This window comes from Olleya sp. NP1-10, assembly GCF_055804415.1.
This window is the reverse complement of sequence record NZ_CM147840.1, coordinates 1,224,176-1,236,818: the sequence shown is the minus strand read 5'-3', so window position 1 is coordinate 1,236,818 and position 12,643 is coordinate 1,224,176. Positions and strand designations below refer to the sequence as shown.

At 31.1% G+C, this 12,643-nt stretch carries 13 protein-coding genes and 1 tRNA gene; 7 read left to right on the top strand and 7 right to left on the bottom strand.

Features of this window, described 5'->3' with window-relative positions; translation table 11 throughout:
• Positions 1–190: 190 nt before the first annotated feature.
• The 3 genes from AC0L4B_RS05680 to AC0L4B_RS05670 all read right to left on the bottom strand — a co-directional run bounded on the left by AC0L4B_RS05680 (position 191) and on the right by AC0L4B_RS05670 (position 4,514).
• A complete protein-coding gene (locus AC0L4B_RS05680; protein ID WP_473438923.1) occupies positions 191–1,987 on the bottom strand; it encodes a ribonucleoside-diphosphate reductase subunit alpha in 1,797 nt (598 codons plus the stop codon).
• 1 nt (position 1,988) lies between these two features.
• The gene (locus AC0L4B_RS05675) at positions 1,989–3,263 is read right to left on the bottom strand and encodes a ribonucleotide-diphosphate reductase subunit beta (protein WP_473438922.1); all 1,275 of its coding nucleotides are present in this window, start codon (positions 3,261–3,263) and stop codon (positions 1,989–1,991) included.
• Positions 3,264–3,944: 681 nt separating this feature from the next.
• A complete protein-coding gene (locus tag AC0L4B_RS05670; protein ID WP_473438921.1) occupies positions 3,945–4,514 on the bottom strand; it encodes a DUF3109 family protein in 570 nt (189 codons plus the stop codon).
• Between the two features lie 153 nt (positions 4,515–4,667).
• On the opposite strand from AC0L4B_RS05670, the gene AC0L4B_RS05665 reads away from it, so the two are divergent.
• Genes AC0L4B_RS05665 through AC0L4B_RS05655 form a run of 3 tightly spaced genes read left to right on the top strand, consistent with a single transcriptional unit; the run spans position 4,668 to position 6,088 of the window.
• Positions 4,668–5,249, top strand: coding sequence for a MarC family protein (locus AC0L4B_RS05665; RefSeq protein WP_028289722.1), 582 nt, complete (start codon positions 4,668–4,670; stop codon positions 5,247–5,249).
• Positions 5,250–5,279: 30 nt separating this feature from the next.
• Positions 5,280–5,477: a hypothetical protein gene (locus AC0L4B_RS05660; protein WP_473438920.1), complete on the top strand. Its 198-nt coding sequence runs from the start codon at positions 5,280–5,282 to the stop codon at positions 5,475–5,477.
• The gene (locus tag AC0L4B_RS05655; protein ID WP_473438919.1) at positions 5,477–6,088 is read left to right on the top strand and encodes an FAD-dependent oxidoreductase; all 612 of its coding nucleotides are present in this window, start codon (positions 5,477–5,479) and stop codon (positions 6,086–6,088) included. Before AC0L4B_RS05660 ends, AC0L4B_RS05655 begins: the two co-directional genes overlap by 1 nt.
• Before the next feature lies 1 nt (position 6,089).
• Here AC0L4B_RS05655 and AC0L4B_RS05650 read toward each other — a convergent pair whose 3' ends face one another.
• From AC0L4B_RS05650 to AC0L4B_RS05640, 3 genes are all read right to left on the bottom strand, one after another.
• Positions 6,090–7,685: a S41 family peptidase gene (locus tag AC0L4B_RS05650; protein ID WP_473438918.1), complete on the bottom strand. Its 1,596-nt coding sequence runs from the start codon at positions 7,683–7,685 to the stop codon at positions 6,090–6,092.
• Entirely contained in the window at positions 7,685–8,116 is a 432-nt protein-coding gene (locus tag AC0L4B_RS05645; RefSeq protein WP_473438917.1) for a deoxycytidylate deaminase, read from the bottom strand. The genes AC0L4B_RS05650 and AC0L4B_RS05645 overlap by 1 nt, the downstream gene beginning before the upstream one ends.
• 118 nt (positions 8,117–8,234) lie before the next feature.
• Positions 8,235–8,825: a HupE/UreJ family protein gene (locus AC0L4B_RS05640; RefSeq protein ID WP_028289717.1), complete on the bottom strand. Its 591-nt coding sequence runs from the start codon at positions 8,823–8,825 to the stop codon at positions 8,235–8,237.
• A gap of 190 nt (positions 8,826–9,015) precedes the next feature.
• Between AC0L4B_RS05640 and AC0L4B_RS05635 the strand changes: the two genes are divergently transcribed.
• Positions 9,016–10,026, top strand: a complete 1,011-nt coding sequence (locus AC0L4B_RS05635; RefSeq protein WP_473438916.1) for a LacI family DNA-binding transcriptional regulator — start codon at positions 9,016–9,018, stop codon at positions 10,024–10,026.
• A 34-nt stretch (positions 10,027–10,060) separates the two neighbouring features.
• On the opposite strand, the gene AC0L4B_RS05630 is transcribed toward AC0L4B_RS05635, so the two are convergent.
• A tRNA-Leu gene (locus AC0L4B_RS05630) sits at positions 10,061–10,142 on the bottom strand.
• 143 nt (positions 10,143–10,285) lie between these two features.
• Between AC0L4B_RS05630 and AC0L4B_RS05625 the strand changes: the two genes are divergently transcribed.
• The 3 genes from AC0L4B_RS05625 (at position 10,286) to pth (ending at position 12,610) form a co-directional block, all read left to right on the top strand.
• Positions 10,286–11,227, top strand: a complete 942-nt coding sequence (locus AC0L4B_RS05625; RefSeq protein WP_054852078.1) for a ribose-phosphate pyrophosphokinase — start codon at positions 10,286–10,288, stop codon at positions 11,225–11,227.
• A 46-nt stretch (positions 11,228–11,273) separates the two neighbouring features.
• A complete protein-coding gene (locus AC0L4B_RS05620) occupies positions 11,274–11,897 on the top strand; it encodes a 50S ribosomal protein L25/general stress protein Ctc (RefSeq protein WP_028289714.1) in 624 nt (207 codons plus the stop codon).
• Between the two features lie 146 nt (positions 11,898–12,043).
• Positions 12,044–12,610: an aminoacyl-tRNA hydrolase gene (pth, locus tag AC0L4B_RS05615; protein ID WP_473438915.1), complete on the top strand. Its 567-nt coding sequence runs from the start codon at positions 12,044–12,046 to the stop codon at positions 12,608–12,610.
• Positions 12,611–12,643 lie beyond the last annotated feature (33 nt).

Sequence of the window (12,643 nt, the reverse complement as noted above, 5' to 3'; positions counted from 1 at the left end):
AATTTTATTTTTTAAAAAAACAACACAAATAACTGTAAAACAGATATTTAAACGTGTTTTCACATTCTAAATTAGGCGCTAAAAAAAAGTACCCTGAGTTGCATCAAGGCACTTTTAAGATTATAACACTATAATTTGACAAGCCTAGCAACCTTGTCATTATTTCTGGTGAAAGTTAACCAATTATATATTAACCTTCACAACTTGCGCATTCCTTTTTCTGTTTAAATTTTTGAGCTGCATTCATACTGTGTTGGTAGTACAATGACTTAACTCCTAATTTCCATGCTGTAACATATATATTGTTAATCTCTTTTACAGGCATATCTGGATGCACCATAATATTTAAAGACTGACCTTGGTCTATATGATTTTGTCTATTTGCTGCTTGATAAATGATTGTCATTTGATCAATTTCAGAATAAGTTTTAAACACTTCTTTTTCATGCTCTGTCAACCCTTCTAAATGCTGTACCGATCCATCAAAATCACGTATGCTTTTCCAAGTCTCTACGTTGTTCATCCCTTTTTCTTCTAACAAATCTACTAAAAACGGGTTTTTAATAGTTGTCTTTATTTTAGCAATGTCTTTTACATAACTATTAGACCAAATTGGCTCAATACCTTGTGACACTTGCCCTAAAATAAATGCAGATGATGTTGTTGGTGCGACAGCATTTAATGTAGTATTACGTCTACCGTATCCTTTTAACACTTCTGGCTCACCAAATAACTTAGCTAATTCTTCTGATGCTTTTTTAGACTTTTCACCAATGGTTTTAAAAATTTCACTATTTAAATTGAAAGCTTCTTGACTATCAAAAGACATCATTTTTGATTGTAACAAACTATGCCATCCTAAAGCACCTAAACCTAAAGCTCTGTTTTCTTTAGCAAAGTTGTATGCTTTTTCCATAAACATAAACGTCTGTCTATCGTCTCTACTAGGCGAATCTCTATAATCTTCTAACTTAGTAATAAACTCTTCTAAAACAGCATCTAAAAAGTATACCATTGTTTCTACTGCATCAGTATCTTTCCACTTATCGTAATGCAATAAGTTTATTGATGATAATACACATACAAAAGACCATCTGTCGTTTGTTGGCAACATGATTTCTGAACACAAATTACTTGCATAGATTTCATGATTTTTATCTTGATACACATCTGGTGAAGTGTTGTTAGCATTGTCTTTAAAGAAAATATAAGGATATCCTATCTCTCCTCTACGCTGTAATACTTTTGCCCAAATGGCTCTTTTATCAGTATCTCCATCAATCATTTCTTGCATCCATTGGTTACCAACGGTAACACCATGCGTTAATTCTTGTATTGGATTACCTTCTGTTCCTATTTCTAAAAACTCATGTATATCTTCATGCTCTATTGGTAAATAAGGTGAAAAACGACCTCTCCTAACCGATCCTTGACTTACAACATCAACCATTTTTTCAAATAATTGCATGATGTGTACAGCACCAGAAGACTCTCCGTTATTTTTAACAGGAGCACCACGATGACGTAACTTACCAAAGTAACCAGAAGTACCACCTCCTAATTTTGACATCATTCCCACTTCAGATTGTGTATATAGGATGTCTCCCATATCATCATCTATATGAGAACCAAAGCAACTAATTGGCAATCCTCTTCTCTTACCAAAGTTTGACCACACTGGAGACGCTAAAGAGTAATACCCTTCTGCCATGTAACCGTAAAATTTATCTGCAAATCCATCAATTTTTAAGATAGATTCTGCTCTTTCTGCAATTTCTCTAATTCTTTGTTCTGGAGACGTTCCTTCTGTTAAGTAACCTGACGCTAAAAATTTGCGACTATTTTCTGTTAACCATTTTATTTCTGGTTCATCTTTATGAGCTTCTTTTCTGGCCTCTTTTCTAGCGTTAATTAATTGATCATAATTTGAAGCTGTAGCTTCTTGGCTTACATTAGCCTCAGTGTTTTGTTTTGTTTGATTACTCATATTAAAATAAATCGTCGCTAGTTATACTTTTTGTTCTTTTACTGTAGTTTATTGAACGCTTAACAAAGAAATCTCCGTGTTTTGTTCCAATTATTTCGTCATCAAACCATTCGGTTTGTGCAATTAATGCTTCATTAACTTCAAATACTTTTCCTATACCAATACTTTCTAAAGAATTATTGAAACGGTTTTTAATAAACTCGTTAATCACATCTTTTGGTAAGAAATCTAATTCTCCTGCTTCAAAAATCCAGTCAATAATATCACTTTCAGAAGCAAAAGCTTCTTTACATAGGTCTTGCACTTGTTTTGCATGTGCATCATCAAACCATGTAGGGTTTTCTTCTTTAATAATTTTGATAATATCTATACCAAAATCTCCGTGTATTTGCTCTTCTTTTGAAGTAGCTTCCACTACATTAGATACTCCTTTAAGCATATTTTTGTGCTTATTAAAAGCCATAATTATCAAAAACTGAGAGAATAAAGACACATGCTCTATAAACAATGAGAATAATAAAACAGATTCTGCATACTCTTTATTGTCTTCGCTTTTAGAATTTTTTAAAGCAGTTTCTAAATAATGCACACGACGCATTATTACTGGTTTTTTCTTTATGTTTTTAAACTCGTTGTTAAGTCCTAAAATTTCTAGTAAATGCGAGTAAGCATCTTGATGACGCACTTCACTCTCGGCAAAAGTAGCACCAACAGACCCAATTTCTGGTTTTGGCATTTTATTATAAATTTCTCCCCAAAAATTCTTTACTGCAACCTCAATTTGCGATATAGCTAGCATTGTGTTTTTAATCGCATTTTGCTCTACAACCGTCAATCGGGTTTTAAAATCCTGAATATCACTAGTGAAATTAAATTCAGAATGAATCCAATAAGAGTGTCTAATAGCATCTACATAGTCGTTAAGTGCTGGATACTCATAAGGTTTTAGGTTAATACGTTTTTCAAAGATGTTAGTTTTTCTATTTCTAGTTTGTTCATCTCTATAAAGTATATATGCCTTTGCTACATCAGGAAATTGGCTTTTCATTAATTTTTCCTCCACTAGATCTTGTACTTGCTCAACTGTAGGCACGTATCTGTAATCTTTCTCTTTTCTTTCTAATAAAGCTTGTAATACATTTACAGAAATAGTATTTGCATCAGCTTTTGTTCCATTTCCAACTGAAAGCATTGCTTTTTCAATAGCGTTAGAAATTTTATTTAAAACAAAAGGACTTGTTTCATAATCTCGCTTAATAATCTGAGTAATTTCCATAATTTTTTAGTTAAATAGCTAGTCATTTTTTCGGAATGAAAACTCATTCTAAAAACAACAATAATAAATCTGTAAAAACGTGTTATATTTTCCTTTTAAGGGAATAAAAAAAGGGCGTATTATTAAAAAAAATGGATTTATCCTTACTTTTTATTTTCAAAAAAATATTGAAAATCTATTTTGTTTTTTGCCTCGGACAAAGATTGACATTTAGCCTCGAAAATGAAAGGGGATTCTGTAAACGTTGTCAACAAGTTTTTAACAAAGCTTGTAATCCCTTTGTTTTAGGGGACTCTGATAAAAAAGCTTACAACTAATTGATTTGCAGCGATTTTTTAACTGAAAAAAGACCAGAAATTTGCTAGTAAATTAAGTGCCAGCACTTTATTTCAAGGCCTTTATTGAGCATTTTTTTATTTATAAAAAAAGAAAAAAATGATAGCATTTAAGCTTACAATTCACTATTAATAATAGTTATTTTTTTTAATAAACCAAAGTCTTAAAGACAAATTTTAACAAGAAATTTCATTCTATTTTTTTATTGTAAAAACTTGATTAAAATTTAAAAAAAAGTGAATTTTAACATCAAAAAAAACGCTTTTTCTGTTAAAAAAAAGCGTTTTAATTTCATCTATTTAGATGAAAATTTCCATCTAAAATTCCTAATCGTTATTTCATCGATTATTTTGTCATTTTATCTGCTACTTTTTCTAATTCAGAATACCAATCTTCTCCAAATTTTCTAATTAAAGCTTCTTTTACAAATTTGTAAACTGGCACCTGTAATTCTTTTCCTAAAGAACAAGCATCATCACAAATATCCCATTTATCATAATTTACTGCAGAAAACTCAGAGTAATCTTTTATTCTAATTGGGTATAAATGACAAGAAATTGGCTTTTTCCAATCTACATCACCTTGATTATACGCTTCCTCTATACCACAAAGCGCTGTTTTTTTCTTATCAAAAATTACATACGCACAATCTGCACCATTTATTAAAGGCGTTTCAATATCACCAAAAGGAGTCACAATAGTGGTTCCTTGAGCTTCAATTGCCTCAACACCTTCTTTACGCAAATAAGGTTTTACTTTAGGATAGATCTCCTTCATAATTTGCGCTTCTTCTTTACTAATTGGCGCACCAGCATCTCCATCGATGCAACAAGCCCCTTTGCATGCCGAAAGGTTGCACACAAAATCTTTTTCTATTATATCCTCTGAAACAATGGTTTTACCTAATTGAAACATAAAGTTCTATTTTTTTAGCAAATATAAAGTATCTTACTAAAGTAAAAAGTTGTTTCAAATTAAAACCAAAAAAGTAATTTTTATATATTATTATTTTTTTAAATGAATAAAACTACTTTTATCAAAAATTAAAACTTTTAAATTATACTAACCATGGCTATCAATTTTAAAGAAATATTTACTGTTTTTATGGTACTTTTTGCCGTAATAGATATTGTAGGAAACATTCCTATTATTATTGATTTACGTAAAAAAGTAGGTCATATACAGAGTGAAAAAGCAGCAATAATTGCTGGAGTTATATTAATTGCTTTTTTGTTTTTAGGAAAAAGCATCCTAAATTTAATAGGTATTAACGTTAGCTCTTTTGCTGTTGCAGGCTCTTTTATCCTATTTTTTATTGCTCTGGAAATGATTTTAGGGATCACCTTATATAAGGAAGAGGACACCAACCCAATTACAGCGTCTGTATTTCCGTTAGCGTTTCCTTTAATTGCTGGTCCAGGTAGTTTAACAACCTTATTAGCTTTAAGAGCTGAATATGATATTAAAAACATTATAATTGCTGTTATATTAAATGTTATTGTGATATATATAGTACTAAAAACGTCAAGACGTATTGAGCGCTTTATTGGACAAAACGGAATTAGTATTATTAGAAAAGTGTTTGGCGTAATATTATTAGCAATAGCCGTTAAGTTGTTTACTGATAATATCAAGATACTGTTAGCCTAATTTTGTATTTTTGCAGAAACATTTATTACAATGAAAATCTTTACTTATATCGTTACTGCCTTAGCAGTTGCTTTAATTATTTATAATTTTACTAAGGTTAACTTTTCAGCTTTATTTTCTAAGGAAAGCACTGTTGCACTAATCACAATCTTGGCATCCTTATGTGCTATTGCTTTATTACAGATTTTAAGAATTTCTAAAAAAATTGAAGCTAAATCAAGATTATAATGGATTTTGACACTTTAATTATTGGTGGAGGAGCTGCAGGATTGTCTTGCGCTTTGGTTTTTGGCTCTGGTTTAAGCAAGCCTTTTGCTAAAGGTAAAACCGTTGGTATTATTACACACCAAAAGACATCACATTTACAAAACGCCTTATTTAATAACGTTTTAGGATTGTCTCCAGGAACTTTAGGCAAAGATATTTTAGAAGATGGCAAACAACAATTAGCCCATTTATATCCTGAAGTTGTACAAATTGATAAAGAAAAAGTTGAAGCTATAACTGAAGTTGAGCAACATTATCAAGTTACAACAAACAAAAAAACATATACTGCACAACGAGTTGTTATTGCTGTTGGCTATACAAACTTATTAAACATTACAGGTTTAGAAAACTATATTAAACCACATCCAAAATCTGCTATTGAAAAAGACCGAATTTGGTTAGAAAACACAGATCATTTAATTAAGGATAACTTATATGTAGCTGGTACGTTAGCTGGTTGGAGAAGTCAGTTTGCTATTGCGTCTGGAAGTGGCGCACACGTCGCAACTGATATTTTAACACTATGGAATAATGGTAAACATACCAAAGTCCACGATAAGACACATAGCTAAATTAATTGCTCTGAACTTGGCTTAACCATATTACTTTATCAATCATAATATCATGCTTATTTAGTATCTTATAATAAGCTCCATATCCATATAATTGTTCAGCAAGTGTTGCTTTTAAATAATGCTTAACTTCGTTTTTATAAGCTACAAACACGATATTAGATCTTGTTTTTAGTTTTAAAAAATCCTCTAAAGATGTTATAACGCTATCTGTTACAGTAAAGTTTTCAAAAAACTCTTGTCTAGAAATATCATTAAACTTATTTCTATCTTTTTCTAATTCTTCAAAAACAAAATTATCTAAAAAGCCTCTTCTTTCTAAAAATGTTAAGGTTTCGTTTTGCATTTGTGTATCATAAGGCACAAAAACATCAGGAATAATTCCACCACCACCATACACAACTTTACCTTTAGGTGTTGTAAACTTTAGTGAGTCCGCTACTTCAATTTTATTTTCATCCAACAATTCACCTCTATTTAATCTATCAGCATAATCATCATAATAATCTCGGTTTCCGTTTTCATAAGAGCGCTGAATAGATCGTCCTGTTGGAGTATAGTATTTAGAAACCGTTAATCTTACAGCACTACCATCACCTAAATTCATTTCTCTTTGAACTAAACCTTTTCCGTAAGATCGTCTTCCTACTATGGTACCTTTATCATTGTCTTGTAATGCACCTGCAATAATCTCGGAAGCAGAAGCCGAGTTTTCATCAATCATGACATACACGTGACCTTTTTCAAAATCACCTTTAGTAGTTGCATAGCTTCGGTCTTCTTTACCTTTTTTATTTCTTGTGTAAACAATAAGTTTATCATCCTCTAAAAACTCGTCTACAATTGCAACTGCTATTTCTAAAAAACCTCCAGGATTACCTCTTAAATCTAGAGCTAAACTGGTTGCTCCTAGTTGTTTCAATTTATCTAAAGCTGTTTTAAACTCTTGGTAAGTACTTTCGGCAAAACGGTTAATTTTAATGTATCCTAAATTATTAGTTAACATATATGACGCGTCAACACTTTTAATTGACACAACGTCTCTAGTAACATTAAAAGTTAACAATTTTGGATTTCCCTTTCTGAAAACCTCTAATTTTAATTTAGAAAAACGTTCGCCTCTTAATTTATCAACTAAAGTATCATTATTATAACCACCTCCTAAAAGGGATTCTCCGTTTGCAGATACAATCCTGTCACCTCCTTTGATTCCTACTTTAGCACTTGGCCCATTTTCTACAGTTTTAATAACCGTTATGGTATCTTTAAAAGTGTAAAAGTTAATACCTATTCCAACAAAGTTTCCTTTCATATTATCGGCAACTTCTTGCATGTTTTCTTTAGGAATGTAAACCGAATGTGGATCTAGATTATTTAAAATACCATTAACAGTTACATCAACAATACTATCTGTATTGACGTCTTCTACGTATTCATAATCAATATAATCAATAAGTCTATTAAGCTTATCCTTTTTACTGTTAGAAGAAAACAACCTATCTGATGTATCAGCAAAATCTAATTTTCCACCAATAAAGATACCAGCTGCAATTGCTGCACCAAGTATAAATGGAAATAAAATTTTGCTTTTTGACATTAATCTTCTAATTCTTCAATTAATTGAATATCGATTCCTGCTTTTTCTAAAAATTTTAAGCCAGAATCGTCTTTGTAACCTTGATTATAAACTACACGTATTATTCCTGCTTGATGTATTAACTTACTACATTCTTTACAAGGCGACATGGTAATATATAGTGTAGCACCTTTACAAGACTGTGTAGACGAGGCTACTTTTAAAATGGCATTGGCCTCAGCATGTAGGACATACCATTTAGTATACCCTTCTTCATCTTCACAAAAATTTTCAAACCCACTAGGTGTACCATTGTAACCATCAGAAATAATCATTCTGTCTTTAACTATTACTGCACCTACTTGTTTTCGTTTACAATACGATAGTTTTCCCCATTCTGTAGCAATCCTTAAGTAAGCTTTATCGTATTTAAGTTGTTTGTCTTTTGGCATAAATAGTTAAATAGAAATAATAAGTATCAATAGATACATAACAATACTAACGAAGATACTCGCTTCATATTTTAATTACAATTCTTATTCTTAAGTTTTATGAAAACTTTAATGAAAATTAGCCTAAAAAGGGACTATTAAGTAACATTGGTATTACTAGACCAATTACGATTGCAGAAATTACCATAATCCAATCACGTTTTGAAAACCTAAATACAGTTTGAAAAATGTAACCTAAAAATAATATAATAAAAACAATTATAACTTGGGCTATCTCAATACCCAAAGCAAATTCAATTAATCTTAAAAACTTACTATCACCTTTATCCAAACTCATTCTAAATTCTCTAGCAAATCCAAAACCATGAACAAGTCCAAAAAACAAAGTAGAAACAAATAAGAGACCTATTTTCTGACTTTTTGCGGTTTTACCTGCTGTAAACACATTATAAATTGCAACAATCATGATCGTTACAGGAATCAAAAACTCGATTAAATTAGCATCAACTTTCACTTTTCCATAACTAGCCAACACTAAAGATATAGAGTGTCCAACGGTAAACATCGTGACTAACCAAAGTACACGTTGCCAATCTTTAAACAAATAAGGAACAGCTAATACAATTAAAAATAAAACATGGTCGTAAGCGTTAATATCCAGTACATGGTTCATACCATATTGTACGTTTATCCAAAATTCTTGGAACATAAAAAATTAGTTTTAGGGTTGTGGTAAATATACATAAAAACAAAAAAGCTAACCAAAATTGTAAACGAAATAGATTGCAGAAAAAAGGAATACTCAAAAAACTATAATATATAATGATAGTTTGGTAAATTTGCCTCAAATATTATTTCAAAAAACGAAAGTTGTTTGAGGCCAAATTACAAATATTGTTATGAAAAAAACCACATTAAAAGATATAGCTAATCATTTTGACGTTTCAATATCAACTGTATCAAAAGCTTTAAACGACAGTCCTGAAATTAGCAAAACGACTTCTGAAGAAATAAAAGCATACGCTAAAGAAATAAATTATACACCAAACTTTAACGCCTTAAGTTTAAAAAACCAACGCACAAAAACCATTGGTGTAATAATACCAAACATGCTTAATTATTATTTTGCCCAAGTTTTAAAAGGTATTGAAAAGACAGCAACTAAAAAAGGTTACAAAATTATTACTTGTATTTCTAACGATTCTCTTCAAAAAGAAATTGAAACTATTGAAATGTTATCCTCTGGAGTTGTTGATGGATTTATTTTATCTGTAGCAGAAGAAACAGAAGCAAAAAAAGAATACAATCACTTTAAATCAAGTATTTCTAAAGAGATTCCTTTAGTAATGTTTGATCGTGTCGTTGAAGATATTGACTGCGATAAGGTCATCACAAATGATTTTATGGCCTCAGTAAATGCTGTAAATTACTTAAAAAATAAAGGTTGTAAAAAAATCGCTTTTGCAGCAGCCAATATGGATTTAAGTGTTGGTAAACTTAGGTATGATGGCTATTTAGCTGGTCTAAAAAACAATAATCTAGATAAAGATGATAGCATTATAATTACCACTCATGAGATGTATTACAAAAAACATGAAGCTATCGTAAAACCTTTATTTGACCAATCTTTTGATGCCATTATAGCCTCAAACGAATCCGTAGCAATTGCAGCCTTAAGAGTTGCCAAAGACAAAGGCATCAAAATACCTGAAGACCTATCTGTAATTGCTTTTTCTAACGGGATTCTAGCAAGACATTCTAACCCAAGATTAAGTACAGTTAGTCAACACGGAGAAATTATAGGTGAAAAATCTGTAACACTATTAATTAACAAACTAGAAAACAAGATTAAAACTACAACTTCAGAGACCGTAGAAACAGATATTGTAATCAGAGATTCTTCAAAATAAAAAAGCTCCAAAACATTAGTGTTTTAGAGCTTAGTACTCAAAGTGGGAATCGAACCCACACTCCCGAAAGAACTGGATTTTGAATCCAGCGCGTCTACCAATTCCGCCATTTGAGCAATTACGTTTGCAAAAGTAAATATATTTTAGATAAATCATCTAAAAATAACATCTAATATCTTTTAAAGCTCAAAAATTATAGTAAATTTGCACCTCATAAAAAATCACGTAGCCTAAAAAGCTACATAACAACATTTTAACAATGCCCAACACAAAGCCTGAAGCTAAAATATTTTCGATTACGCAAAGTAAAGCTTTAGCAGAGAAAATTGCTGCTGCTTATGGATCTGAATTAGGTAAAGTTATTACCTCAACTTATAGTGATGGAGAATTCCAACCTTCTTACGAAGAATCTATAAGAGGTTCTAGAATTTTTATTATTGGATCTACTAATCCAAGTTCTGAAAATTTAATGGAAATGTTATTAATGATTGATGCCGCAAAACGTGCGTCTGCAAGACACATAACAGCTGTACTACCTTATTTTGGCTGGGCTAGACAAGACAGAAAAGACAAACCTAGAGTACCAATTGCTGCTAAATTAGTTGCTAAAATGCTAGAAACAGCAGGAGCAACTAGAATTATCACAATGGACTTACACGCAGACCAAATTCAAGGATTTTTTGAAAAACCTGTTGATCACTTATTTGCTTCAACTATATTTTTACCTTACTTAAAAGAGTTAAACCTTGATAATTTAACCATTGCTTCTCCAGATATGGGAGGATCTAAACGTGCATATGCTTACTCTAAAGCATTACAAAGTGATGTTGTTATTTGTTATAAGCAACGTGCTAAAGCCAATGTCATTTCTCACATGGAATTAATTGGAGACGTTACAGGTAAAAATGTTGTGTTGGTAGATGACATGGTCGATACTGCAGGAACCTTAACAAAAGCTGCAGATTTAATGATGGAACGTGGTGCTTTAAGCGTAAGAGCAATATGTACACACCCAATTTTATCAGGTAATGCTTATGAGCGTCTAGAAAACTCTAAACTAGAAGAATTAATTGTTACAGATTCAATTCCTTTAAAACAAGAAAGTAAAAAAATAAAAGTATTAAGTTGTGCAGATTTATTTGCTGAAGTTATGCAAAATGTACACTTTAATAAATCAATAAGCTCTAAGTTTTTAATGTAATTTAAAGCTTACAATCAAGTATATTAATAAATAAATATAAATAAAAATGAAATCAATTACAATCAACGGATCTAAAAGAGAAAGCGTGGGTAAAAAGGTAACTAAAGCCTTACGTAATGCTGGTCAGGTTCCTTGCGTATTATACGGAGGAGACAACCAAGTGCATTTCTCTGCACCAGAATTAGCTTTCTCTAAACTTGTATACACTCCAAATGCGCATACAGTTGTTATTGAGTTAGAAAGTGGAGAAAAATTTGATGCTATCTTACAAGACATCCAATTTCACCCAGTTACAGACAAAATCTTACACGTAGATTTTTACCAAACATTCCCAGACAAAGAAATCACAATGGATATTCCTCTTAACTTTACAGGAAATTCTCGTGGTGTCAAAAGTGGTGGTGTTTTACGTAAAAACAGACGTAGCTTAAGAGTTAAAGCTATTCCAGGAAACTTACCAGATTTTATCGATGCTGACATTACAGATCTTAAAATTGGAAACAAACTTTACATTACAGCTTTAGAAACTGAAGGATACAAATTCATGCATCCTGATAACACTGTAGTATGTTTAGTAAGACGTTCTAGAGCTGCTATTACAGTTGACGAAGATGATGAAGATGAAGATGTACCAGCAACAGAAACAGATGATGTAGCTGCTGTTAAGTAATAATCATATTACCATAATTTTATAAAAGCGTCCTGTTAATTCAGGATGCTTTTTTATTTTTACAAAAAACACTTATTATGTTTGAATGGCTTATTAAATTCTTAAAAAACAATAACTCATCAAATACTACTGAAACACAAGATCCCATGAAAAAATTTTTAATTGTTGGCTTAGGTAATATTGGCGAAAAATATGAGAACACACGTCACAACATAGGCTTTAAAATTTTAGATTTTTTAGCTAAAAAGGAAGACATCACCTTTGAAACACAAAAACTAGGAGACGTAGCAACCTTTAGATTTAAAGGTCGAACCTTTATATTACTTAAACCAAGTACATATATGAACCTTAGCGGAAAAGCTATATTATATTGGTTAACTAAAGAAAAGGTTCCTTTAGAAAACCTATTAGTAATTACTGATGACTTGAATCTGCCATTTGGTAGTCTAAGAATAAAAACCAAAGGAAGTGATGGAGGACATAATGGACTTAAAGATACACAAGACAAATTAAATACCTCAAAATACAATAGATTTAGATTTGGAATAAGTGATGCTTTTTCAAAAGGAAGACAGGTTGATTATGTTTTAGGCGAATGGGAAGAAGAAGAGAACAAAAGACTTCCTGAACGATTAGAAAAATCTGCTGAAATAGTCAAATCATTTGGTACAGCAGGCATCAACAACACCATGAATTCATTTAACGGTAAATAAAAAAAGGAAGCTTAATAGCTTCCTTTTTTCATT